The 23651-nt window shown below is 70.2% G+C and carries 25 protein-coding genes; 12 read left to right on the forward strand and 13 right to left on the reverse strand.

The features are described 5' to 3' along the window. Positions 1-147: 147 nt before the first annotated feature. The 4 genes from ACFWY6_RS22125 to ACFWY6_RS22140 all read left to right on the forward strand — a co-directional run bounded on the left by ACFWY6_RS22125 (position 148) and on the right by ACFWY6_RS22140 (position 5189). Positions 148-882, forward strand: a complete 735-nt coding sequence (locus ACFWY6_RS22125) for a TerB family tellurite resistance protein (protein ID WP_384693022.1) — start codon at positions 148-150, stop codon at positions 880-882. A 184-nt stretch (positions 883-1066) separates the two neighbouring features. Continuing rightward, positions 1067-3145 (forward strand): MMPL family transporter, encoded by a 2079-nt coding sequence (locus ACFWY6_RS22130; protein WP_384692952.1) that lies wholly within the window; start codon positions 1067-1069, stop codon positions 3143-3145. 182 nt (positions 3146-3327) lie between these two features. Then, a complete protein-coding gene (locus ACFWY6_RS22135; protein WP_384693025.1) occupies positions 3328-4506 on the forward strand; it encodes a sensor histidine kinase in 1179 nt (392 codons plus the stop codon). Continuing rightward, positions 4503-5189, forward strand: a complete 687-nt coding sequence (locus ACFWY6_RS22140; RefSeq protein ID WP_384692955.1) for a response regulator — start codon at positions 4503-4505, stop codon at positions 5187-5189. The genes ACFWY6_RS22135 and ACFWY6_RS22140 overlap by 4 nt, the downstream gene beginning before the upstream one ends. 325 nt (positions 5190-5514) lie before the next feature. Here the strand turns inward: ACFWY6_RS22140 and ACFWY6_RS22145 are convergent, their stop codons facing one another. From ACFWY6_RS22145 to ACFWY6_RS22165, 5 genes are read right to left on the reverse strand one after another with little or no spacing between them, the layout of a single operon-like run. After that, entirely contained in the window at positions 5515-6450 is a 936-nt protein-coding gene (locus tag ACFWY6_RS22145; protein WP_384692958.1) for a dihydrodipicolinate synthase family protein, read from the reverse strand. Then, on the reverse strand, positions 6447-7469 hold the full coding sequence (locus tag ACFWY6_RS22150) for an oligopeptide/dipeptide ABC transporter ATP-binding protein (protein WP_384693028.1): 1023 nt from the start codon (positions 7467-7469) through the stop codon (positions 6447-6449). Before ACFWY6_RS22150 ends, ACFWY6_RS22145 begins: the two co-directional genes overlap by 4 nt. A gap of 53 nt (positions 7470-7522) precedes the next feature. Then, positions 7523-9514, reverse strand: a complete 1992-nt coding sequence (locus tag ACFWY6_RS22155) for a dipeptide/oligopeptide/nickel ABC transporter permease/ATP-binding protein (RefSeq protein WP_384692961.1) — start codon at positions 9512-9514, stop codon at positions 7523-7525. Then, positions 9514-10473 (reverse strand): ABC transporter permease, encoded by a 960-nt coding sequence (locus ACFWY6_RS22160; protein ID WP_384692964.1) that lies wholly within the window; start codon positions 10471-10473, stop codon positions 9514-9516. Before ACFWY6_RS22160 ends, ACFWY6_RS22155 begins: the two co-directional genes overlap by 1 nt. Positions 10474-10515: 42 nt before the next feature. Continuing rightward, on the reverse strand, positions 10516-12165 hold the full coding sequence (locus ACFWY6_RS22165) for an ABC transporter substrate-binding protein (RefSeq protein WP_384692968.1): 1650 nt from the start codon (positions 12163-12165) through the stop codon (positions 10516-10518). A 178-nt stretch (positions 12166-12343) separates the two neighbouring features. Between ACFWY6_RS22165 and ACFWY6_RS22170 the strand changes: the two genes are divergently transcribed. Further along, positions 12344-13072 carry a FadR/GntR family transcriptional regulator gene (locus tag ACFWY6_RS22170; protein ID WP_384693031.1) on the forward strand — a complete coding sequence of 243 codons (729 nt, stop codon included), beginning with the start codon at positions 12344-12346 and terminating at the stop codon, positions 13070-13072. Here ACFWY6_RS22170 and ACFWY6_RS22175 read toward each other — a convergent pair. Beyond that, the gene (locus tag ACFWY6_RS22175) at positions 12974-14035 is read right to left on the reverse strand and encodes a LysR family transcriptional regulator (protein ID WP_384692971.1); all 1062 of its coding nucleotides are present in this window, start codon (positions 14033-14035) and stop codon (positions 12974-12976) included. The genes ACFWY6_RS22170 and ACFWY6_RS22175 overlap by 99 nt on opposite strands. Positions 14036-14137: 102 nt before the next feature. Here ACFWY6_RS22175 and ACFWY6_RS22180 point away from each other — a divergent pair, with 102 nt between their 5' ends. Further along, positions 14138-15469 (forward strand): MFS transporter, encoded by a 1332-nt coding sequence (locus tag ACFWY6_RS22180; protein WP_384692974.1) that lies wholly within the window; start codon positions 14138-14140, stop codon positions 15467-15469. 66 nt (positions 15470-15535) lie between these two features. Here ACFWY6_RS22180 and ACFWY6_RS22185 read toward each other — a convergent pair whose 3' ends face one another. Continuing rightward, complete coding sequence (locus ACFWY6_RS22185; RefSeq protein ID WP_384692977.1) at positions 15536-16024, reverse strand: GNAT family N-acetyltransferase; 489 nt, start codon at positions 16022-16024, stop codon at positions 15536-15538. A gap of 9 nt (positions 16025-16033) precedes the next feature. Continuing rightward, complete coding sequence (locus tag ACFWY6_RS22190; RefSeq protein WP_384692980.1) at positions 16034-16843, reverse strand: AraC family transcriptional regulator; 810 nt, start codon at positions 16841-16843, stop codon at positions 16034-16036. 55 nt (positions 16844-16898) lie between these two features. Between ACFWY6_RS22190 and ACFWY6_RS22195 the strand changes: the two genes are divergently transcribed. Then, positions 16899-17345 (forward strand): class I SAM-dependent methyltransferase, encoded by a 447-nt coding sequence (locus ACFWY6_RS22195; protein WP_384692983.1) that lies wholly within the window; start codon positions 16899-16901, stop codon positions 17343-17345. 8 nt (positions 17346-17353) lie between these two features. On the opposite strand, the gene ACFWY6_RS22200 is transcribed toward ACFWY6_RS22195, so the two are convergent. The 4 genes from ACFWY6_RS22200 to ACFWY6_RS22215 are packed head-to-tail and all read right to left on the reverse strand — an operon-like array spanning position 17354 to position 19951. Continuing rightward, positions 17354-18073: an ANTAR domain-containing protein gene (locus ACFWY6_RS22200; RefSeq protein WP_384692986.1), complete on the reverse strand. Its 720-nt coding sequence runs from the start codon at positions 18071-18073 to the stop codon at positions 17354-17356. 12 nt (positions 18074-18085) lie between these two features. Beyond that, the gene (locus tag ACFWY6_RS22205) at positions 18086-18829 is read right to left on the reverse strand and encodes an ANTAR domain-containing protein (RefSeq protein ID WP_384692989.1); all 744 of its coding nucleotides are present in this window, start codon (positions 18827-18829) and stop codon (positions 18086-18088) included. Positions 18830-18857: 28 nt separating this feature from the next. Beyond that, positions 18858-19136 carry a DUF397 domain-containing protein gene (locus ACFWY6_RS22210; protein ID WP_384692991.1) on the reverse strand — a complete coding sequence of 93 codons (279 nt, stop codon included), beginning with the start codon at positions 19134-19136 and terminating at the stop codon, positions 18858-18860. After that, positions 19118-19951 (reverse strand): helix-turn-helix domain-containing protein, encoded by an 834-nt coding sequence (locus ACFWY6_RS22215; protein ID WP_384692994.1) that lies wholly within the window; start codon positions 19949-19951, stop codon positions 19118-19120. The genes ACFWY6_RS22210 and ACFWY6_RS22215 overlap by 19 nt, the downstream gene beginning before the upstream one ends. A 118-nt stretch (positions 19952-20069) precedes the next feature. Here ACFWY6_RS22215 and ACFWY6_RS22220 point away from each other — a divergent pair, with 118 nt between their 5' ends. From ACFWY6_RS22220 to ACFWY6_RS22230, 3 genes are read left to right on the forward strand one after another with little or no spacing between them, the layout of a single operon-like run. Further along, positions 20070-20291, forward strand: coding sequence for a hypothetical protein (locus ACFWY6_RS22220; RefSeq protein WP_384692997.1), 222 nt, complete (start codon positions 20070-20072; stop codon positions 20289-20291). After that, entirely contained in the window at positions 20288-20512 is a 225-nt protein-coding gene (locus tag ACFWY6_RS22225; RefSeq protein ID WP_384693000.1) for a hypothetical protein, read from the forward strand. The genes ACFWY6_RS22220 and ACFWY6_RS22225 overlap by 4 nt, the downstream gene beginning before the upstream one ends. A 16-nt stretch (positions 20513-20528) precedes the next feature. Continuing rightward, positions 20529-21146, forward strand: coding sequence for a DUF1266 domain-containing protein (locus tag ACFWY6_RS22230; protein WP_384693003.1), 618 nt, complete (start codon positions 20529-20531; stop codon positions 21144-21146). A gap of 85 nt (positions 21147-21231) precedes the next feature. Here ACFWY6_RS22230 and ACFWY6_RS22235 read toward each other — a convergent pair whose 3' ends face one another. Then, positions 21232-21909 carry an AIM24 family protein gene (locus ACFWY6_RS22235; protein ID WP_384693006.1) on the reverse strand — a complete coding sequence of 226 codons (678 nt, stop codon included), beginning with the start codon at positions 21907-21909 and terminating at the stop codon, positions 21232-21234. A 101-nt stretch (positions 21910-22010) separates the two neighbouring features. Here ACFWY6_RS22235 and recO point away from each other — a divergent pair, with 101 nt between their 5' ends. Further along, the gene (recO, locus tag ACFWY6_RS22240) at positions 22011-22760 is read left to right on the forward strand and encodes a DNA repair protein RecO (RefSeq protein ID WP_361817979.1); all 750 of its coding nucleotides are present in this window, start codon (positions 22011-22013) and stop codon (positions 22758-22760) included. 23 nt (positions 22761-22783) lie between these two features. After that, positions 22784-23611 (forward strand): isoprenyl transferase, encoded by an 828-nt coding sequence (locus ACFWY6_RS22245; protein ID WP_360762209.1) that lies wholly within the window; start codon positions 22784-22786, stop codon positions 23609-23611. Positions 23612-23651 lie beyond the last annotated feature (40 nt).

Below are 23651 nucleotides of genomic sequence, written 5' to 3' on the forward strand. Positions count from 1 at the left end.
TTCTGAGCCCGTCCGGCGCTTCTGTGCGCCCCCGCGCTCTGGTCGTCTACCGGCCATCTCTCGCACAGGGTGCTGACGTCACATCAACGATGTGGCTAACATCACGCCCAACCAGGCAATGTTGCCGGGGCGTTACGGAGGTGCGTGGTGCTGCCAGATCGGGGACGAAACGGCCGGGAATCCCGCATCTTCGCCACGCCCGTGTCCCGCGCGCGGGTGCTGCGCAGGCGCGTGATCGGCGTGCATACGGCCTGGACCACCGTCGGGGACGGCGAGTTCTTCTGCCCCGGCTGCGGTGGCGACCGCAACTACCAGCGGCGCACAGGGCGTCGCCGCTTCGTCCTCCTCGGTGTGCCCGTGCTGCCCCGCGGCACCACGGGCCCCATCGTCGAATGCGCCGCCTGCCAGGACCACTTCGGTACGGATGTTCTCGGCCATCCCACGACCACCCGGCTCTCCGCGATGGTGCGCGACGCCGTGCACACCGTCGTCCTCGCGGTCCTCTCCGCCGGCGGCACCTCGTCGCGCACGACGCTCGACGCCGCCGTCGCGACGTTGCGCGCCGCCGGATACGACGACTGCTGCGAGGAACAGCTCGTCGCGCTCGTCGAGGCGCTCGCCGCCGACACCGGGCGGGCCACGGCAGGGGACTATGTGCCGGGTCTGGCCATAGAGCTGCACGAGGCGCTCGGCCCGCTGGCCCCGCACCTCGCTCCCGCCGGACGCGAGTCGCTGCTGCTGCAGGGCGCGCGGATCGCCCTCGCCGACGGCCCTTACACCCCCGCCGAGCGCGAGGTGCTCGGCACGGCGGGCGGGGCGCTGACCATCGGCGCCGACGAGGTGACCCGGCTCCTGGTGGCGGCGCGGACGACGCAGTCGTAGCGGGCGGGCCCGGCAAGGGGCGGCGGCCCGCTCGTACGCGGCCGCAGTACTCCCCCGGGAGTATTTATCTCCCCTTGACTCCCTGGGGTGTACGGCCCAACTCGCCCTCCGGCCCGACGGATTGGCCCCCCGATTCCGGGAGGGTTGGCGCTGAACCTGCCAACCTGCCGGAAGGAGGCCTGTCATGCGGGCCGAACAGACCACCGCTCGACGGCGACGAGCCGTGCCCTGGGTGTTCCTCGTGCTGTGGATCGGCGTCATCGCGCTCGCCGCGCCCTTCGCGGCGAAACTGGCCGACACCCAGCAGGACCGCGTCGTCGACTACCTCCCCGCAAGCGCCGACTCCACCCAAGTCGCCGAACTGGAAGACCAGTTGCCCGGCGGTGAGGCCACCGAGATGGTGCTCGTCTACCACCGCGACAGCGGTCTGACCGCCGCCGACCGCAAGACCGCGGCGGACCAGGTCGCCGAGATCCAGGGCGCCCACAAGCTGACCTCCGAGCCGCGCGCCGTACCGTCCAAGGACGGCACCACGCTGATGTACCCGGTGGCGAGCACCGAGCCAGGCCAGGACGAGAAGAAGCGGGACGCGCTCGTCGATGACGTCCGCGAAGTCGCCGAAGGCCAGGGCGGGTTGAGCGTCGAGGTGGGCGGCGACGGGGCGTTCGGCACCGACGCGGGCAAGGTCTACGACTCGCTGGGCGGGCCGCTGCTCTACACCACGGCAGGCGTGGTCGCGCTCCTCCTGATCCTGATCTACCGCAGCCCGTTCCTGTGGCTGGTTCCGCTCGCCGTCGCCGGCCTCGCGGACTACCTCGCGATGGCCATCGCGTACGGACTGCACGAATGGTTCGGCACCGCCGTCACCGGCCAGAGCTCGGGCGTGATGACGATCCTCGTCTTCGGCGCGGGCACCGACTACGCACTGCTGCTCGTCGCCCGCTACCGGGAGGAACTGCGCCGCATCGAGCGCCCCTACGACGCGATGGTGGCCGCCCTGCGCGGCTGCGGCCCCGCCGTGCTCGCCTCGTCCGGCACGGTCGCGGCCGGTCTGCTCTGCCTGCTCGCCGCGGACCTCAACAGCAGCCGGGGCATGGGCCCGCTCGGCACGGTGGGTGTGCTCTGCGCGCTCGCCTCGATGCTGACGCTGCTGCCCGCGATCCTCGTCCTCCTCGGGCGGAAGGTGTTCTGGCCGCTGATTCCCGCGTTCGGCAGCGAGCCCAAGCAGCGCCGCAGCCTCTTCTCCATGATGGGCAGCTCGGCCGGGCGCAGGCCGCTGACGGTCCTCGCCGGTGGCGCGGTGCTCCTGGGCGCGCTGGCGCTCGGCGCGCTGAACCTGCCCGGAGCCCTGAAGCAGGAGGACTCCTTCACCAAGACGCCCGACTCGGTCTCCGCCATGGAGACGCTCGCCAAGGCCTACCCCGAGCGGGGCAGCCAGCCGATCACCGTGATGACGCCCACCGAGGACGCGGGCGCAGCGCTCACCCGGATCCAGGACACGAAGGGCGTGGACAGCGCGGCCAAGGGACGTACTGCGAAGGGCTGGACGGAGATCTCCGTCATCGCCTCCTCCGCGCCGCAGTCGGCGGGCGAGACGGCGACCATCGAGTCCCTGCGGTCGGACCTGGATTCCTCGTACGTCGGTGGGGCGAGCGCCCAGCAGATCGACCTGAAGGACACCAACGCCCGTGACCGGAACATCGTCGTGCCGCTGGTGCTCGCCGCGGTCCTGCTGATCCTCGTGGCGCTGCTGCGGAGCCTCGTCGCACCGCTGCTGCTGCTCGCCGCGGTGGTCGCGGTCTGGGGCGCGTCCCTCGGCATCGCAGGACTCGTCTTCGAACCGCTCCTCGGCCTGGAGGGCACGGACCCCGGTCTGGGTCTGCTCTCCTTCGTCTTCCTCGTCGCCCTCGGCGTCGACTACGGCATCTTCCTGATGCACCGCATGCGCGAGGAGTCCCTGGCCGGTGCGGAGCCGGGCGACGCCGCCCTGACCGCGCTGCGCACGACGGGCGGGGTCATCGCATCGGCCGGGCTCGTCCTCGCCGCCACGTTCGCCGTGCTGACCAGCATGCCGCTGGTGCAGCTGGTCGAGCTGGGCTTCGTGATCGCGGTCGGAGTGCTCCTCGACACCTTCCTGGTGCGGACCTACCTGGTGACGAGTGCGAGTGTGGCCCTGGGCCGGAAGGTCTGGTGGCCCGGACCGCTGTCGCGTCCCGCGGCGGTGGCGAAGGGGGCGGACGCACCCCGGGTTCCGGTCTCGTAGCCGCCGAGTTCGTCCTCGGAGCCGGGCGGGCTGGATGGACTCCGGCCCGTCCGGCTGCTGAGCGGAGGAGCCCCCACGGGGCAAGCGACGTACGGGAGGATCGAGCGGTGGTGGAAAACCTGCGGGTTCAGAACGGTTCAGAGGAGCGGGACGAGGCGCGGGGGTTCGACGGCGCGGGGCTCCTGCCGTTCAGCGGCGCGGCCCCCGGCAGCCGAAGGGCCCTGCGGGACGACGCCGTCCTCGCGGCGGCGGTCGCCCTGCTCGCGGCGCTCCTCGCCGCGTTCGTGAAGGACGAGCACCGCCCGGACGCCATCGGGTGGGCCCTCCTCATGGCCGCCAACATCCCCATCGTGTGGCGGCGGCGCAGCCCTCAGCTGGTGCTGCTCGCCGTCGCCGCCTTCGTCGTGCCGTACCACACCGCCGAGTTCACGGACATCGCCGCCGTCCCGGTGGAGATGCTGGCCCTCTACACCGTCGCGGCCACCGGCCGCCCCCGCCGCGCCCTGCTCACCGGCCTCACCGTCGTCGGCGTCCCGCTCGCGATCAACGCGAGCGTCGCCCCGTACCAGGTCACGGAGGTGCTGCGGATCTCCGGCTGGATCGTGGCCGTGCTGCTCCTCGGGGTGTATGTGCGCATCCATCGGCAGTACGTGGCCTCCGTCGTGGAACGTGCCGAGCGGGCTGAACGTACGCGCGAGGAAGAGGCGCGGCGGCGCGTCGCCGAGGAGCGGCTGCGGGTCGCCCGCGATCTGCACGATCTGCTGGCGCACAGCATCACCCTGGTCGGCGTCCAGACCTCCGTCGCGGCGCACGTGCTGGCCGCCGATCCGGAGCGGCTCGACCGGAAGGCGGTCGCCAAGGCCCTTGACGACATCGCAGACACCTGCAGGTCCGCACGCGGCGAACTCCGGGCCACGCTGGAGGTGTTGAGGTCGGATACCGACGAGTCGCGCGGGCCGCTGCCCGGCCTCGACGGCCTGACCGATCTGGCGGAGGCCGCCCGGATCTCCGGCGCCGCGGTCGACCTCGCGGTGCACGAGACTCCGGCGGACCCGCCGCCCGCCGTCGGCGCCGCCGCGTACCGCATCGTCCAGGAGGCCCTGACCAACGCCGTCCGGCACGGGGGCCCCGGCCTCACCATCCGGGTGGGCGTACACACCGAGGACGCGGCGCTGCGGGTGACGGTCACGGATGACGGGCGTGCCGTACGCGATCCGGACCACACGCCCGGCTTCGGCCTCGTCGGCATGCGCGAGCGGGCCCGCAGCGTGGGGGGCACCCTGGAGGCGGGGCCTCGGGACGAGGGCGGTTTCATGGTGGACGCCGTACTGCCCCTGGTGCCCGTGGGAGGCCTCCGATGACGATCCGTGTGCTGCTCGCCGACGATCAGACGCTCGTACGGGCGGCGTTCGCGCTGCTCGTGGAGTCGGCGCCGGACATGGAGGTGGTCGGGCAGGCGGAGACGGGCCGCGCGGCCGTCGACCTCGCCCGCTCCGAGCGGGCCGATCTCATCGTCATGGACATCCGCATGCCGGATCTGGACGGCATCGAGGCGACGCGTCTGCTGGCCAAGGACGAGGATCTGGCGGGCGTGAAGGTGCTGATGCTGACGACGTACGACACCGATGAGCATGTCGTCGACGCGTTGCGGGCGGGGGCGTCGGGCTTCCTGGTCAAGGACACGAAGCCGGCGGAGCTGCTCGATGCGATTCGCACGGTGGCGGCGGGGGAGTCCCTGCTGTCGCCGGGCCCGACGTCCCGCCTCATCGCCCGCGTGCTGCGGGCGCCGTCCGCTCCGGTGGGGCTGGGGGCGGGCGGGCCCGAGGGGCTCTCCGAGCGGGAGCGTGAGGTGCTTTCGCTGGTGGCGCGGGGCCTGAACAACACGGAGATCGCGGAGGCGTTGGGGCTGAGTCCGCTGACCGCGAAGACGCATGTCAGCCGGATCATGGGGAAGTTGGGGGCGCGGGACCGGGCGCAGCTGGTGATTGTGGCGTACGAGTCGGGGTTGGTGCGGCCGGGTGGGGCGGCGGGGTCGCAGGGCTGAGGCGGTCCCTGCGGGGCCTTTCCCCAACCCCGCCCCTTCCCGAACCTTCCGGCTCCGCCGGCCGCGAGGTGGCCGTAGATCACCGGCTCCGCCGAGTCCGTCCTCAAACGCCGGACGGGCTGAAATACCTGCGGCCGGGCTCGAAGACCTACTGACGGGTGGGCGGGCAACTTCGGGGCAATCGGGCGGGTGGGCGGGAAAACTCGCCGCGAAGCGGCGGTATGGCGGCGCGGCCGACGACGGCGTGCCGGCAGACCGGGGCCGCTGCCGGGTAATCGGGTGGGTGGGCGGGAAAAGATCCGCCGCGAAGCGGCGGGCTTGAGCGCTACAGCAACCCCGCCCCCGCCAGAAACTTCCCCACCCGCTCAACCTCCCCAGAGGACAACGGCACCTGCGGCTCCGCGGTCGCCGCACACGCGATCACGCCGCGCAGCTGCAGCGCCGCCTTGAACGCCCCGAGCCCGGACGAGCTGCCGCCCATCCGGGCGGGGTCCCCCACCCGCACCATCCCGAAGAGACCGCACAGCCGCTCCTGCTCGGCCCGCGCCAACGCCCAGTCCCCTTCCCGGCAGTAGCGATAGAGCCGCGCATACCCCTCGGGGTCGACGTTGCCGAGCCCCGGCACCACCCCGTCCGCCCCCATCGAAAGCGCCGCGTCCACCGTCGTCTCCGACCCCGTCAGCACACTGAACCCACTCACATCCCCTCGCGCACGCGCCCCCAGGATCACCTCCCGGAAGCTCCCCTCGTCCCCGCTGGAGTCCTTCAGACCGGCGAGCACCCCCTCCGCCGCCAGGTCGAGGACAAGACCCGCGCCCAGCTTCGAATGGACGGCGACGGGCAAGTCGTACGCGAAGACCGGCACCGTCGACCCCGCGGCGATCAGCCGGAAGTGGCGGGCGATCTCCGCGGGGTGGGTGCGCGTGTAGAACGGAGCGGTCACCACCACCGCGTCCGCTCCCGCGTCCGTCACCGAACGGACGTGGTCGAGGACCCGGGGCGTGGCCGTGTCGATCACCCCTGCCAGGACGGGGAGTTGACCCCCGACATGGCCCACCACCGTGTCGATGACCTTCCTCCGCTGCCGGTCCGTAAGGAACGCCACCTCGGACGTCGAGCCGAGCACGAAGAGCCCGTCGACACCCCCGGTCACGAGATGGTCCACGAGGGTCACGAGCGACGAAGCATCCACCTCACGGTCCGGTGTCAGTGGAGTACAGACGGGCGGAATGACACCGGTAAGCGGGGCGGGAATGGTCATTGAGGCTCCCTTGACGCTGTGTCCGTGGCGGCGGACTGGATGACGAGCTCGTGCGTGGACTGGCCGTCCCGCACGGGATGGTGGCATCGGTAGCGGTGCCCGGACCCCTCCGTCGACGCGAAGTCCGGCATGGCGGCGGCACAGCTCTCGTCCGCCTTCCAGCACCTCGTACGGAACGGGCAGCCGCTCGGCGGCCGGGTGGCCGACGGGACCGGGCCGACCAGCGGGATCGGGTCGATGGGGTCGAGCAGGCCGGGGGTCGCGGAGAAGAGCGCCCGTGTGTACGGGTGCCTGGCCCGGTCCAGGATCTCCTCGGCCGGGGATTCCTCCACGATTCTGCCCAGGTACATGGTGATCACCCGGTCGCTCATCCGCCGCACCGTCTGGATGTCGTGCGAGACGAACACCAGGGCGAGGCCGAGGCGTTCCTTCAGGTCGAGGAGGAGGTTGAGGATCTGGGCGCGTACGGAGACGTCAAGCGCGCTGGTCGGCTCGTCCGCGACCACCAGCTCCGGTTCGAGCGCCAGGGCACGGGCGATCGCCACGCGTTGGCGCTGGCCGCCCGACAGTTGTCCGGGCAGGCCGTCGGCGAGCACCTTCGGGAGGCCCACCAGCGACATCAACTCCCGCACCCGCTCCTCGCGTTGAGCGGACGTACCCATCCTGTGTACGTCCAGGGGGTCCCGGAGGATCTGCCGCACCGGCAGTCTGCGGTTCAGCGCCGTCGAAGGGTCCTGGAAGATCATGCCGGTGTTCCGGCCGATCGCGGCGCGCCGCTCGGCGGGCTTCATCGTCCACAGGTCCCGGCCGCGGAAGGACACCGTGCCGGCCGTGGGGCGCTGCACCCCCACGAGCACCTTCGCCAGGGTCGACTTGCCGCACCCCGACTCGCCGACGACGCCCACGGTCTCGCCGGGTGCGATGGAGAGGTCGGCGCCGGTCAGGGCGTACACACGGTCCCGGGAGAACAGGCCGCCGGAGCGGGCCCGGTGCACGACATGCGCGTCGGAGAGGGAAATCAGGGAGTCAGGGGAGCCGGGGGAGTCAGGGGATGCATCGGTCGGGGTCTGGGTCACTTCAGGGCCTCGCTTCCCCTGGGTTCCGGCAGCCGGGGCGGTTCGACGGCCGGATGGTGGCAGGCGATGGAATGCCGTGCCCCGCCCAGGAGTTCGGGCGCCGTCGTGCGGCACACCTCACTGGCGAGCGGGCACCGGTCGGCGAACCTGCACCCCGCGGGGAAGTCGGCGGGCGACGGGACGACGCCCTTGATCTGGGTGAGGCGCTGTGCCGCCGACTCCAGGGAGAGCACCGAGCCCAGCAGGCCGCGCGTGTAGTGGTGGGACGGCGACTCGACCAGGTCCGCCGTCACGCCCGTCTCGACGATCTGCCCGCCGTACATCACGACGACCCGGTCGGTGACGTCGGCGACGAGCGCCAGGTCGTGCGAGACGAGGATCAGCGCGAAACCCAGCTCCTCGCGCAGCCGCAGGAGGAGCTGGATCACCTGGGCCTGGACGGTGACGTCCAGGGCCGTCGTCGGTTCGTCGGCGACGATCAGTTTCGGGTCGCGGGAGAGCGCCATCGCGATGAGTACGCGCTGGCGCTGGCCGCCCGACAGTTCGTGCGGGTAGCTGCGCAGGGTGCGGTCCGGGTCGAGGCCGACCAGTTCGAGGAGTTCGACCGCCGTGCGGCGCCCTCCTCGCCGTACGACCTGTTTGAGCTGGGCGCGTACCGTCATCGCGGGGTTCAGGGACGACAGGGCGTCCTGGTAGATCATCGCCATGTCGTGGCCGAGCAGCCGCCTGCGGGCGCGCATCGGCATGCCGATCAACTGCTCGCCGTCGAAGGTGACTTGGCCGCCGATGCGGGCGCCCTTGGGCTCCAGGCCCATCACGGTCAGCGCGGTGAGCGACTTGCCGCAGCCCGACTCGCCCACCAGGCCGAGGACTTCGCCCGGCCGCACGTGGAAGCTGATGCCGTCGACGATGTCCACGCCGCCGTGCCGGGCGTCGAAGCCGATGGTGAGGCCGGAGACCGTCAGGACCGGTGTCCCCTCCGGCAGCGGTCGTGCGCGGGAGCGCAGCCGCCGGGCCGCCTCGGTCAGCCCCGGCAGCTCAAGGACCTTGCCGCTGCCCGGCTCGGGAGCTTCGATCCGGTCCTCCTTGCGGGCCGCGCCCGGCACGTCGCGGGTCGCGGGCGCCGCCCAGGCGTCCGATACGCCCTCGGAGAGGATGTTCAGGGCGAGGACGGTGATCAGCATGAGGAGGCCGGGGAAGACCGTCGCCCACCAGCCGCCGAGCAGCACCATGTTCTTGCCGTCGGCGATGACGCTGCCCCAGGACGGGTCCGGGGGCCGGACGCCGGCGCCGATGAAGGACAGCGAGGCCTCGAAGACGATGGCCTCGGCGACCTGCACCGTGCAGAACACCAGGATGGGGGCGGCGCAGTTGATGGCGACGTGCTTGATGAGGATGTGCGGGGTACGGGCGCCGACGATGCGCTCGGCGACGACATAGTCCTCGCCGTACTGATCCATCACATTCGCCCGTACGACCCGTGCGATGGGTGGCGTGAACAGGAAGGCGATGGCGCAGATCAGGACGAGGATGCCGCCTCCGAAGACCGCGACGAGCACGGCGGCGAGCGCGATCCCCGGGAACGCCATCACCACATCCAGGCACCGCATCAGCGTCTCGTCGACGGCCTTGCGCGAGGTCGCCGCGATCGCGCCGAGCACCGCGCCGACGATCAGGGCGAGGAGCGTCGCCCCGAGCCCGATCGCCAGGGACCAGCGCGCCCCGTACATCAGCCTGCTGAGGATGTCCCGGCCCAGGCTGTCCTGCCCCATCCAGTGGCCGCCGGACGGATGTCCGGTGCCGTCGATCTGCGGCTGCTGGTCGAGCGGGTCGTGCGGGGCGAGCAGCGGTGCGAAGAGCGCCACGAGCACGACGACGCCTACGACGCCGACCGCGAACCGGGAGAGGAGGGGCAGCCGGCGCAGGGACTTCAACCGGATGCCGGGCCGCGAGAGCCGCTCGGCCAGTGCCTTGCGCGACGTGATCATCAAGCGGCCCCCCTCAGGCGCGGATTGACCAGCAGATGGAGGATGTCGAGGACGAGGTTCACGACGACGAATCCGACGGCGGTGGTGATGACGACGCCCTGCACGACGGCCGGGTCGCCGTTCTTCACGGCGTCGATCATCAGCTTCCCCATCCCCGGCAGCGAGAAGATCGTCTCGATGACGACCGCGCCGCCGAGCAGATAGCCGACGCGCAGGCCGAGCACGGTGAGCGGGTTGATGAGCGCGTTGCGGAGCACATTGCGGCCGACGACCACGACCGGCGGCAGGCCGCTGCCGATCGCCGTCCGTACGTAGTCCTTGTCGAGCTCCTCGACCACGGCCGTACGGATGATGCGGGTGAGCCCCGCGGCCACGGGCAGGGAGAGCGCGAAGGCGGGCAGCGTCATGGTCTTGAGCCAACCGCTCAGCGAATCGCCGGGGTTGACGTAGCCGCCGGTCGGGAACCAGCCCGCCTCCACCGCCAGATACTGGATCATGAGCAGCGCGAGCCAGAAGCCGGGCGCCGCCACACCGGTCAGCGAGACGACGCGGATCAGCTGGTCCGGCAGCCGGTCACGGTAGATCGCGGCGGTCACGCCGAGCAGCAGCGAGATGACCACCGCAATGCCGAGCCCCATGAAGGTCAGCTGCACGGTGAGCGGAAGCGCGGTGGTGACCTGGTCCACCACCGGTGAGCGGGTGAGCACGCTGATGCCCATGTCGCCCTGGGCCAGGTCGCCCACGAAGGCGACGTAGCGCACCGGCAGCGGATCGAGCAGCCCGTTCTCCTCGCGGAACTGGTGCAGTTGCTCCTGGGTCGGATTGGCGCCCTGGAAGAATGCCGAGGCCGGATCGATGTCCGAGAACCGCATCACGAGGAAGACGAACAGGACGATGCCGAGCAGCAGCGGGACGAGCAGGGCGATGCGGCGGGCCAGGATTCTGACGATCGCGGTCACGTTCGTACGACTCCCAACGGTCTTACGGGCCGACAGGCGGGGCTAGTTGGCCCACTTGGCCTGGAGGAGATTGATCCCGGGGTAGGGCTGGGCCTTGATGCCGGTGAGCTTCTTCGGGTCCCAGGCGGTCATCAGCTCGTTGTGGACGACCGGATAGATCACGGCCTGCTGGGCGACGATGTCGATGTAGTCCTGCACCATGGCCTTCTTCTTGCCCGCGTCGGGCTCGCGCGTGGCCTGGTCCATGTCCTTGAAGAGCTTCTTGGCGGTGGAGTTGCCGGCCCAGCGGGCGTAGCCCATCCACAGGTTCTCGGGCCCGTAGTTGTAATGCATGATCAGATCGGCATCGATCCCGAACTGATTGGGATTCGAGGCGGCGGCCACGACCTGATAGTCCTTCTTCTGATCCATCTTGGTGAAGACGGCGGTGGTCTCCTGAGGATCGAGCGTGGTCTTCACGCCGATCGCATCCCACGAGGCCTTGATGGTCGGAAGACAGTCGACGATCCAACTCACGTTCACGGCCATCAGGTTGACGGTCAGATCCTTGACCCCGGCGTCCTCCAGAAGCTGCTTCGCCTTCTTCGGGTCGTACGCGTAGACCGTCTTGGCGGGCCGGTAGGCGGGATTGGACTCGTTGAGGAACGAAGTCGACGCCTTGCCGTGCCCCTTGAGGGCGACCTCGATCATCTTCTCCGTGTCGATGGCATAGTGCAGCGCCTGTCGCACACGCACGTCGTCGAAGGGCTTGTGCGCGGTATTGAACATCAGGAACAGGTTGTTCATCCCTGCCCCGCCCTCGACGGTGAGCCCGCCTTTCTCCAACTGGCTGATGTTGGCGTACGGAATGTTGTCCGCGATCTCCGAGTCCGCGCTGCCGCCGGAGATCTTCGCGACGCGGGGTGCGGCGTCCACGATGGTCAGCCAGTTCATCTTCTTGAAGGCGGCCTTGCGGGGTCCGTTGTAGTCGTCGAACGCCTCGAAGGTGGTGTTGGACTTCGGGGCGTGCGAGGCCTGCTTGTACGGTCCCGAGCCGATCGCCTTGCCCTTGGTCGCCTCGTCCCAGGCGCCGGGCTTGGAGAAGACGTGCTTAGGCATGATCTTGGCGAGGGAGAGCCGGGCGACCCCGTCGGGGAAGGGGAATTTCAGCGTCAGCTCAACACTCGTCGCATCAACCTTCTTGACACCCTTGAGCCAGCTTTCGAAGAAGCCCTTGGCCAGGGTCTGTGTCTTCGGATCGAGAATCCGGTCGAAGACGAAGACGACGTCGTCGGCGGTGACGGGCTTCCCGTCGTGCCACTTGGCGCCCGCGCGCAGGGTGAACTTCCAGGTGGTCGCCTTGGGGTCGGTGGGGACCTCGGTGGCGAGGGCGGCGTACGGCTCGCGGGTGATGGGGTCGGTGCCGAGGAGCCCTTCGTAGATGTGCTCGTTGCCGGCCATCGCGAACGCGGACGCGGTCTGCGTCGGATCCCAACTGCCGTCGTTTCCATAGCCGATGACGGCGGTGAGCGTGGAACCCCCACCCTTGTCGCCGTCCCCGCCCGCCTCATTGGTGGACTCGGGCCCCGACGAACAGGCGGAGAGCGTGGTGGTGATGGCCGCGGCAGCGCCAAGGGCACCCGTGTACTTGAGGAAGGAGCGGCGGTCGGGTGCGGGTCGGGTGGAGCCGGTGCTGGTCTTCTGGTCGCTCACTGTGTCTCCCTTGCTCCTTGAGAGATCCCACGTCCTACGTCGTGGTGGCGTGGCGACCATAAGAGCGCCGCGAGGGCCGGTCAAGAGATCGCGCATTTATCGGATTCCGCGCCGTTTTGACGCTTGCGCAGATGATCTCGATCCAGAGGTGGGACGTGGGATGTCATCCGTGCCTACGATGTGCCGCATGCCTCAGGAGCCAGTCCGCGAACGGCGCGTGGGCAGCCAAGTCCAGCGCGCTGTCATGCAGTTGATCCTCGATCGGCGACTTCGGCCGGGCGCGTTGCTGCCCACCGAGGCGGAGCTGATGGAGGATTTGGGAGTCAGCAGGAACTCGGTGCGGGAGGCGCTGAAGGCGCTTCAGGCGCTGGACATAGTGGAGATCAGACACGGCTACGGCACGTACGTGGGCCAGGCTTCACTGACACCTCTCGCGGACGGCTTGACGTTCCGAACCCTGCTCCAACTGTCGGACGACACCCACGCACTGGCGGAAATCCTCCAACTCCGAGAGGTCCTGGAGGAGGGCCTGATACGCCGGGTCGCGTTCCTCCTCACGGACGGCGAGCTGTCCGAACTGGAGGCACTGGTAGGAAAGATGGAACAGGCGGCAGGGGAGGGCACCGCCTTCCCCGACCTGGACCGAGAGTTCCACGAGACGCTGTACCGCTCCCTGGGCAACGAACTGGTGCCACAGCTCCTGACCGCGTTCTGGAACGTCTTCCACCGGGTGGCAGGCGTCCGAGGCTGGTCGAACGACCCCGCCCCGGAGCTGACGGTGAGCAGACACCGGGACATCGTGACGGCGCTACGGGCCCGGGACGTGCCCCGGGCCCAGCGGGCGATGGCGGATCACTTCAGGGGGATCGAGGCGCGGGCGGGGCAGGGGGTGCGGGGGGTGGGGTGAGGCCCCGTGACGAGCAGGCTGCGCAACGTCCGATGACGGACCCCGGATGGCTGCCGTCAGGGTCGGGTCGTGGGACAGGGCGACCGTCAGGGCGCGGAAGATGCGGACCTCCGGGTTGTCGTCGTTCGTGCGTACCGCCAGGTAGCTGCTCACCCACGGGGCGTCCAGGATCGGTACGAAGGCCGCGCCGGGCCAGGCGTAGTAGCGGGCGAAGGACTTGAGGCCCGAGCCCGCCGCCGTGCCGGTGATCACCCCGGTCAGGGCCTCTTGCGGGGTCACCGCGTACGCCGTGCCGCGGCGCCTGGCCTCGTGGTCGAAGTAGAGGTAGTCCGTGAAGGTGCGCGGCGTGTGGCCGGGGACGCGGAAGAACGGGAGGTCGGCGATGTCGGCGACCGTCGCACCGGTCAGGCGGGCGTCGGCCAGGGCGGAGCCCTCCGGAACGACCACGATGCGCTGCTCCGTCGTCAGGACATCGGCCGTGATCCGTTCGTCGTCGGGGCCCGGGCGGACGAAGGCCACGTCCACTCGGTCCTCCGTCAGGGCCGTGACGTGTTCCGTGAAGTCCAACTGGCGTATCTCAATGGGAACTTCGGGGCGTGCGCGGCGGAACGCGTTGATCGACGCCGGGGTCAGCTCCGCCGAGCCGTGGCCCATGATGCCGACCCGCAGCGGCCGCCCGGCAGGGGGCGTCGTCGCCTCGGCCAGGTCGTCGAGCGCCGCGTTCGACGCGGCGAGCAGCACGCGCGCGTGCCCGGCCAAGCGGGTGCCCGCCGGGGTGGGGACCACGGGGCTGCCCGTGCGGTCGAGCAGCCGCGTGCCGAGTTCCGTCTCCAGGCGGCGGACGTGCTGCGTCACGGCCGGCGGGGAGAGGAAGAGGCGCCTTGCTGCCTGCCCGAAGTGACCCTCCTCGACCACTGCCAGGAACGACGACAGGAGTCGCAGGTCGAGGGGTGCGGAGGCCATGCGGACCAGCGTAAACGGGGTGATGGCCGGAGGCCGCACGGCATTTACGAATCGTGAACGCAGGCGGCGGGCGGGCGCCGGGCAGCCATAGAACTGGGCCTCATGAGCACCACCGCCCCGCATCTCGCCCCGATGGATCAGCCACCCGCGCCCGTCCCGAGCCATGGACTCCGGACGGGCTGGATCATGATGGCCTCCGGCTGGAGCGCCAACCAGTTCTCCGCCCTCCTCGGCGCCTACCGCTCCGAGCTCGGCTTCTCCGAGTCGGCGGTGACCGGCCTCTTCGCCCTGTACGTCATCGGCCTCATCCCCGGCCTCCTGGTCGGCGGACCGCTGGCGGACCGTATCGGCCGCCGCCCGGTCGCCCTGACCGCGCTGGCCCTGAACCTCGTTTCCACCGGCTTGCTGATGCTGGGCGCGGGGGCCACCGCGTGGATGCCGCCGGGTCGCTTTCTGACGGGCGTCAGTGCGGGCGCGCTGCTCGCGGCGGGCAGCGCGTGGATCAAGGAACTCTCTTCTCCGCCGTACGTCGCCGAGGGCGGCCCCACGTCCAAGGCCTCCCGCCGGGCGGGCCTCTTCGTGTCGGCGGGCTTCGCGTCGGGTGGCCTCGCGGCGGCGCTGATCGCGGAGTGGGCACCGCATCCGCTGATCACGGCGTATCTGCCCCACGTGCTGCTGGCGGCGGGCGCAGGGCTGGCGGCGCGGCGGTCCCCGGAGACCATTCCCGCCGGTCTTGGCAGCCCGGCCGGTGTTGGCAGCCCGGCCGGTCTGAGTCGCCCGGCCGGTCTGAGTCGCCCTGCCGGTCCGAGTCGCCCCGCCGTTCCGCGTCACCCCTCCGTCCCCGCCGGGGCGAGCCCGACCGACGGCGGCGCTCGCCCCGGGAAGCACTTCCGGCGGGCCGTTCTGCCGCTGGCCCCCTGGATTTTCGCCGCCCCCGCGACCGGCTTCGTCACGCTCCCCGCCCTGGTCCACGGCGGCCTCGTCTACACCGGCGTGGCCACCGCCGTCGTCCCCGGCGCCGGTCTGCTGATCCAGCCGGCGGCCCGCCTTCTGGCTGCGCGGCACCGTCTGGCCACGGCGGTGGCCGCGCTGACGGCCATCACGGCGGGCCTCGCCCTGGCCGTACCGGCGGTGAAGGCCGACCAGCAGCTCCTCGCCCTCGCGGCCGCGGCGATACTCGGCGCGGGATACGGCCTGGCCCTCACCCACGGTCTCACCGAGGTCACGGCCATCGCCCCGCCCCGGCGCCTGGCCCGCATCACCGCGTACTTCTGGACGGCGGCGTACGTCGGCATGTTCACCCCGTACGCGGTGGCGCTCCTGTCCGGCGCCGGCGCGCTCTCCCCGCCCGTGATCCTCTCGGGCATGGCGGCACTCGCGGCCCTCACCTGCGGGCTGCTCATCGCCCTCAACTTCCGTACCGGAGAGCGCTAGGCCTTCAGTGCTTACCTTCTAGGTCAGCCACTGGCCGATCGTCCGGCGGCGGCGGGGCTGGGGCTGTTAAGGCAGCCTGCGTACGTAGTGGATGCCTGGGCGGCCGTCCAGGTCGGCCAGTTCGCCCGCCGCCACGAAGCCCGTTCGCGTCAGGACCGTCTGCGAGCCCGGGTTGTCGAGAGTGGTCTCCGCCCGCAGCTCGCGCAGGCCGTACTCCTCGGCCGCCCGCACGCACACCTGGCGTACCGCGCGCGTCGCCAGGCCCCGGCCCGCCGCGCTCTCCGCCATGCGGTAGCCCAGCTCCGCCTCGCCGTCCGGGGTCACGTCGATCAGGTTGACCCGGCCGAGGATCTCGCCGCCGTCTCCCACCAGTACGTGGAAGTGGCATACCCCGGCCGCCTGTTCGGCGAGGAGGGACGCGTGGCGGGCCTCGAAATCGGTGAAGTAGGTGTCGCCGCGGTCGGGGACCGACTTGGCGAAGTACGCGCGGTTCTCCTGCTCGAAGGCGAGCAGGGCCGGGGCGTGGTCGGCGCGGAGGCGCTGGAGTTCGGGCATGCGCGAACGCTAGCCCCGGCCGCCCTCCTGCCGCACCGGGAAATACTGGCGCGGCGTCAGACCCACGATGCGGTGGAACGCCGCCACGAACGAACTCGCCGAGGCGTAGCCGACCCGCGCCGCCACCGCCTCGATCGTCATGCCGTCCGCCAGCAGCGGCATCGCCGCCTGCATGCGAAGGCGCTCCCGCCACTGGCCGAACGCCAGGCCCGTGCCGGACGAGAAGGCGCGCGCGAGCGTGCGGGCGCTCGCGCCTGCCGTCCGGCCCCAGGCCTCCAGTGGGCGGCCGTCCGAGGGGTTGGCCGCCAGGGCTCGCGCCACCTCCCTCGCCCGTGGGTCCTTCGGCTCCGTCACGGAGATGCTCGTCACCGGGACGGGGTGGAGCACGTCGAGCAGCACCCGCTCCGCGCGGGCCCGTGCGGCCACGTCCAGATCCGTGCGGAGCAAGTGGTCGATCAGGGCGCGCAGGAGCGGGCCCGCCGCAAGGACCGTCGGCTCCGTCCACGACGCCGCCGCGGGGCAGCTCGCCGGTTCGATGTACGGGCTGCGCATCACCGTGTCGCCCGCCGCCTCCGTCGCGTGCGGCAGCCCCGCCGGGATCCACAGTGCGAGCGTGGGCGGCAGCAGCCAGGAGCCGGTCGCGGTTCTGATGCGGAGCAAGCCCCTTGCCGACCAGGCGAGTTGATGCAGCGGGTGGTGGTGCGTGGCGAAGCGCAGACCGCGCGGCATCGTGAAGTCGCCCACGAAGATCGCCGTCAGCGCCTGTCGGGGGTGGGGGTGTCCCGTCGGGTCTCCGGTCTCGTGTCCGGTCTGCGACATGGGACGGCAGCCTAGCCCGTGTCGGACACCTCGGGCCCGGACCTAGCGTCGTCGTATGCCGATGAACCGAGCACACCGCAAGCTGTGCAGCTCCCAGCAATGGGCCGAGGCCGTGAAGGACCGTCTTCTTCCCTGGGCCCTGGAAGACGTCGAACTCGGCGAGGACGTCGTGGAGATCGGTCCGGGGTACGGGGCCAATCTGCACGTACTCGTCGACCAAGTGCCCCGCCTCACCGCCGTCGAGATCGACGGCGACACGGCAGGGCTGCTGCGGCGCCAGTGGGGCGACCGGGCCCGCATCCTGCACGCCGACGGCTCCGACATGCCGCTCCCTGACGACACCTACTCCTCCGTCGTCTGCTTCACGATGCTGCACCACGTGCCCACCGACGCACTCCAGGACCGCATCTTCGCCGAGGCGTTCCGCGTGCTGCGGCCCGGCGGCGTCTTCGCGGGCAGCGACAGCCAGCCGAGCCTGCGCGTCAGGGCCCGCAAGCCCTGACGCCGCGATCACGCGTCGTTGCCGTCCTGGTCGCCGAGGTCCAACCGGTACTGGAGCACGTCATGGGCGCACGAGAGCACCCGGCGGTTGTGGCTGTAGGCGTAGGCGCGCAGGCGGATCAGCGCCTGCGCGCAGGGGATCTCCAGCTGCGCGGCGAGCATGCCGGTCGCCTGGTGGACCTCCGCGAAGTGCAGGCAGGTCTCGTCCAGGAGCAGATCGGAGGAGGGGAGCGGACGGGCGGTGAGCGTGATGATGACCTGGGAGAGGGTGTCCGCCAGCGCGAACGCGTCCGCGAGCTGATCGGTGCCGAGCGGCCCCGGCGTGGTGCGGTGCCCGGTCAGCGCCCCCAGCGCGATCACCCCGATCCGCAACGGGAAGGCGAACACGGCCGCGACGCCCAACTCCTCGACGGCGCGCGGCAGTCCGGGCCAGCGCATGACCGCGAAGCCTGTCACATCGCCCAGATCGGGCATCAGAAGCAGCGCGCCGTCCTCGGCGGCGTCCCGGCTCGGCCCATGCCCCTGGGTGAACTGCAGATCCTCCAGCGCACCGGTGCGTTCACCGAAGGACTGCACCAGCTCCGGAGTACTGCCCTCGTGGGCGAGGAGCAGCGCGAGACCGTCGAGGCCCAGCGCTTCAGAGCACGCCTGCAGGGGCAGCGGGGCAAGCCCCGGACCCGAGTGAGTGTGCAGTGCCCGCAAATACGACGCCATCGCGTGCAGCGGCACCGCCCTCACCCCTCACCGTCCTGGGTCCAGCAACACGGGGTCGGCCGTGCCCTCCAGGACCTGTCGGGCGACATCGGTCAGCCGCGCGTTGTGACTGCGCGCGTACCGTCGCATCACCGTGAACGCCTCATCCACCCCGGTCCTGCGGCGGTGGGCGAGATACCCCTTGGCCTGCTCGATCACGATCCGGCTGTCCAGGGCCGACTGAAGTTGCGCGGCCACTACCATCTGCTCGCTCACCGCCCGCTGTTGCAGCACACCGATGGTGGCCGTGTCCGCAAGCGCCTGGCCGAGCCGCAGCTGGGGCGCGTCCAGCGGGCCGGGTTCGCTCCGGAACAGGTTCAGCGCGCCGATCACCTGGTCGTGCAGCCGCAACGGAGCCGCGACCACCGAGGTCAGCCCCAACTCCACGGCGTACGGCGCGAATCGGGGCCACCGCTTGCGGGCCGTGTCGGTGTCCAGCGGCACGTCGGGCACCTGGAGACCGCCGCCGAGCACGCAGTCCCGGCACGGCCCCTCGTCCCACTCGATGCCGCTCATCTCCAGCTTGCGGGTCCGCTCGTCCGATGCGGCGGCGTCCACCACCTGGCCGGCCGGCGTGGTCAGCAGCACCCCCGCCGCGGACACGTCCAGGAGATCCACGCAGTGCTCGGCGAGCGTGTGCAGGAACCCGATGACGTCGAAGTCGCGTACGAGGGTGTCGGCGAGGTCGACGAACGCGGCCGAGATCCGTTCCTCACGGGGAGGGCTGGACATGCCCCAATCATCTCCAGGGGACTGGGAGTCAACCCGCTTGCTGCCCCGCGACAAACGCGGACCAGGCTTCGGGGTGGATGAACAGGGCGGGGCCCTGGGGGTTCTTGCTGTCCCGGACGGGGACTATGCCGGGGACTCCGGCGGCTACCTCGACGCAGTTGCCGCCTTCGCCGTTGCTATAGCTGCTCTTGCGCCACTGGGCGGCGCCCACGAAGTCGTAGGAGACCTCTATGCAGGCCTCCCCGCCGTCGCCGCCGCTGTAGCTGCTCTTGCGCCAGTTCGCGTTGCTCAGGTCGTACTCGCGCATCGTCTGTAGTCCTCCGACGCCGCCTCGATCAGGTCCAGGGACGCGTCTGGCGACAGCGCGACGGCCCTGAGTAGATCGTAAGACGCCTGCGTCCGCTTCACCACAGCCGGATCGTCAAGCAAGGTTCCCGAAAACACCGCCTCTGTATAGACAGTTGGCGGGGCATCCTCGAACTCCATGAGCCACATCATCTTGCCCATCGGCGAGTACGCCCCTGCCGCGAACGGGAGCACCTGGACCAGCACCTTGCGCTCGCGCACCATCGACGCGATGTGATCCAGCTGCCGGGCCATTGTGACGGGCCCACCCACCGGGACCCGCAGCACCGTCTCGTGCAGGATCGCCCAATACACGGGCCGTGCAGCGTCCTTGAGGAGCAACGCGCGGTCCATGCGGGCCCGCACCAGCTCCTCGATGTACTCCTCAGTGGCGAGCGGGTTGCTGCCCAGGAAGACCGCCCGCGCGTACTCCGGGGTCTGCAGCAGCCCCGGCACCACCGCGGGCGCGAAGTCGCAGATCTCCGTAGCCAGCCGCTCCAGCTCCGCGGCATGCGCGAAGTACTCCGTAAACGGCTGATCCTTGATGAGCTTGCGCCACATCCGCTCGAAAATACCGTCGGGTTGCAGAACCTCGTCGATCCTCTGCGCAACATCCAACTGTGGCTTACGAATTGCCTGTTCGAATTGGCCGATGTATCCGCCGGATACGAAAACCCGTACCCCCAGCGCCGACTGCGTAAGTCCCGCATCCTCGCGGCGCCGCTTCAACTCCGCTCCGAAGAACTCCCAAGCCGCCTGCCTCGAACCATTGGCCATGGCCAACCCCTTGTCCCTGCCCTGCAGTTGTAGGAGACAGACTCCTGCCGATTGTAGGCGGATGCCGTCACCGTAGGGATGCGAAGAGTGAGATCCGACGGCAAAGGGGAACCACCCGATGGCTGAGAACAAGACACATGCGCCGGTCTGTGTCGAAGAGGCGGAGGAAACCATGAAAGAATTGCGCGCCGCACTCCAGCGGGCGGGAATTACTTTGCCGTCATTGCGGATCGACCCCACATCTTTGGCCCGCGAAGCGCCCTGCCCGCTCATTGAATTGGGCGGCTGTCGCGTCGACATGGCGGCCCGGCTGGCCGCCGCTCTGGGGGTCGCGCCATGAACGCCAGCGCGCTCCCCATCGGTACGTACGCCGTGGACACCCGCACCGGGCGGGTCGGCAGAGTCATGGGCTACGAAGGCCCCTACATCCAGCTGCGCCCCTTCGGCGGCGGCCGGGAGTGGGACTGCGCCCCGGACGCGCTCAGGACTGCGACCACTTCAGAGCGGCTGCGCGCCGCGACGGCGTATGCGAACGCCCGAAGCCGGGGCGAAGTGCCGTGACGTAGGGTGCGGGCGCATGGCGATATGGAGGAAGTGGAGCAAGCCGAAGACCGAGTCCAAGTACCCGGCGCGGCTCACCATGCACCAGCTCTGGATGGTGTCGCTGAGCGCGCCGGTCAGCAGGGACAAGGACGCCTCGCGTACGACGCTGTATCCGTTCACCCGCATCGATGACGCCAAGGCCGAGGCCTGGCTGGCCGAGCAGTGGGAGATCACCGGTCCCGACAAGCTGATCGGGCGCCTCGGGCGGCTTGCGCGGTTCGGTTACCGGGCGCAGTTCCAGCGGGTGCTCGGGTTTGCGCCTCTCGCGTGGGATGTCGGGCTGTACGTCGACATCTCGCGCAGGGGGTTCGCCTGCGGGATGCTCAGCGAGGCCGACACGTGGCGCCTGCTCAAGGACATCGTGCCGGCGGTGGCGGGAACGTATGGATCCTGGAAGGAGTACGCCGACCACTACCTCCAGGGCAGGCAGATCTGGCGCAACAACCTCCAGGGCACACGGGACCAGAACTTCCCCGCCCCGCAGTCCGCGTCCGACGCCCACATCCAGTCCCTCCTGGACCCGGCGAACACCACGAGCCCGTGGAACCTGGCGCCCTGGGAGACGATCAGCAATCCAGACCGGGCGCGCTGAGTCGTGCCCCGTAAGGGGCGCGGGGAGCTGCGCGACCGGCCACGGACCGGCCCGCAGACTCCTCACCGGCCTTACAGCGAAGCGTTCAGTGCTGCTGGGGCTTGGCCGGGGTCGCCTCGCTCGGCCGGACGATGACGTAACCCTCGCCCCGCAGCATGAGCTGGACCGCCTCCCCGGAACCACCCCTGATCATCGAGCCGATCGACTGCGAACGGTGCAGCGAGGTGTCGAGGCCGGCGGTCCAGCCGACCACCGCGTCCGTGTCGACGTACACCGGCTGCTGCGGCGAGACGGGTATCACGAGCGGATTGCCCTCGCAGACGAGCCCGAGGCGGCCCGCTCCCGTGAACACGCTGTTGAAGAGGCCGCCGCCGGTGACGCCTGCGCCCTTCACGGTCTTGATCTCGTACGAGAGCGTCGCGTCGAAGCACAGGACGTTGCGGCCGTTGACGGTGAGGGCGTCGCCCGGCTCGATGTCGACGATGAAGCAGTTCTGCGCCTCGTGCGCGAACCAGGCCTCGCCCTGGCCGCGCACGGCCATGAGCGGCAGCCCCTCACCGGTGACCGCCCGCTTGAGCATGCCGCCCACGCCCTGGCTCTTGCGCTCGAACTGCAGGCTGCCGCGGTAGGCGATCATCGCGCCCTGGCGCGCGTGCATCTCGCCGTTCACCGCGTACTTGATCGACTTGGCGTTCTGCAGGGTCATCCCCGGGACGGCGGACGGCTGCACCATGTGCTCGGTGGAGAACAGGTCACTCTTCATGCGGGCAGTTTGTCAGTGGGCGGGCGATTCGGTCAGGGGGTGCGCGGAGGTGAACGGTCACCCCGGCCCCGGCCGCCGAAGCCGTACGCGAGAATGAACCCATGAGCCTGTTCCGTGATGACGGCATCGTGCTGCGCACCCAGAAGCTGGGTGAGGCGGACCGCATCATCACGCTGCTCACACGCGGTCACGGACGTGTGCGGGCCGTTGCCCGTGGTGTGCGGCGGACCAAGTCCAAGTTCGGGGCACGCCTTGAGCCGTTCTCCCATGTCGACGTGCAGTTCTTCGCGCGCGGCAGTGAACTCATCGGGCGCGGGCTTCCGTTGTGCACACAGAGTGAGACCATCGCTCCGTACGGTAGCGGGATCGTGACCGACTATGCGCGGTACACCGCGGGTACGGCGATGCTGGAGACCGCCGAGCGGTTCACCGATCATGAAGGTGAGCCGGCCGTGCAGCAGTATCTGCTGCTCGTGGGCGGGCTTCGGACGCTCGCCCGCGGTGAGCACGAGCCGCATCTCATCCTCGACGCGTTCCTGCTCCGCTCCCTCGCCGTGAACGGCTACGCGCCGAGCTTCACGGACTGCGCGAAGTGCGGCATGCCGGGACCCAACCGCTTCTTCTCGGTCGCGGCCGGCGGCTCGGTCTGCGTCGACTGCCGGGTGCCCGGCAGCGTCGTGCCGTCGGCGGAGGCGCTCGCGCTGCTCGGCGCGCTGCTCACCGGCGACTGGGACACGGCGGACGCGTGTGAGGCGCGGCATGCCAGGGAGGGCAGCGGACTTGTTTCCGCCTATCTGCATTGGCACTTGGAGCGCGGACTGCGTTCACTGCGGTACGTAGAGAAGAACTGAAGCCAGCTAGGAGAGAGCCCCCCATGGCAGTGTCACGACGCGGAATCCTCGGGCGGTCCCGCCGTGAGTACAAGACCCCCGAGCCGCACCCCACGGGCGTCAAGCCGCCGAAGATCCCCGGCGAGTTGGTGCCGAAGCATGTCGCCATCGTCATGGACGGCAACGGACGGTGGGCCAAGGAGCGCGGCCTGCCGCGCACCGAGGGGCACAAGGTCGGCGCCGAGCGCGTCCTGGACGTGCTGCAGGGCGGCATCGAGATGGGCGTCGGGGCGATCTCGCTCTACGCCTTCTCCACCGAGAACTGGAAGCGGTCCCCGGACGAGGTGAAGTTCCTGATGAACTTCAACCGCGACTTCATCCGCAAGACCCGCGACCAGCTCGACGAGCTCGGCATCCGGGTGCGCTGGGTGGGCCGTATGCCCAAGCTGTGGAAGTCGGTCGCCAAGGAGCTGGAGATCTCCCAGGAGCAGACCAAGGGCAATGACAAGCTGACGCTGTACTTCTGCATGAATTACGGCGGGCGGGCCGAGATCGCCGATGCCGCGCAGGCGCTCGCCGAGGACGTGAAGGCGGGGCGGCTCGACCCGTCGAAGGTCAGCGAGAAGACCTTCGCGAAGTATCTGTACTACCCGGACATGCCGGACGTCGACCTGTTCCTGCGGCCCAGCGGCGAGCAGCGCACCTCCAACTATCTGCTGTGGCAGAGCGCTTACGCCGAGATGGTCTTCCAGGACGTGCTGTGGCCGGACTTCGACCGCCGTGATCTGTGGCGCGCCTGCCTCGAATACGCCTCGCGTGACCGCCGTTTCGGCGGGGCGATCCCGAACGAGCAGCAGATCGCCGAGAGTTAGGCGTCCCCGTATATGCGAGGGGCCCGCACCGTCGTGCTGC

Source organism: Streptomyces sp. NPDC059037 (assembly GCF_042740015.1).
Lineage (GTDB): Bacteria > Actinomycetota > Actinomycetes > Streptomycetales > Streptomycetaceae > Streptomyces.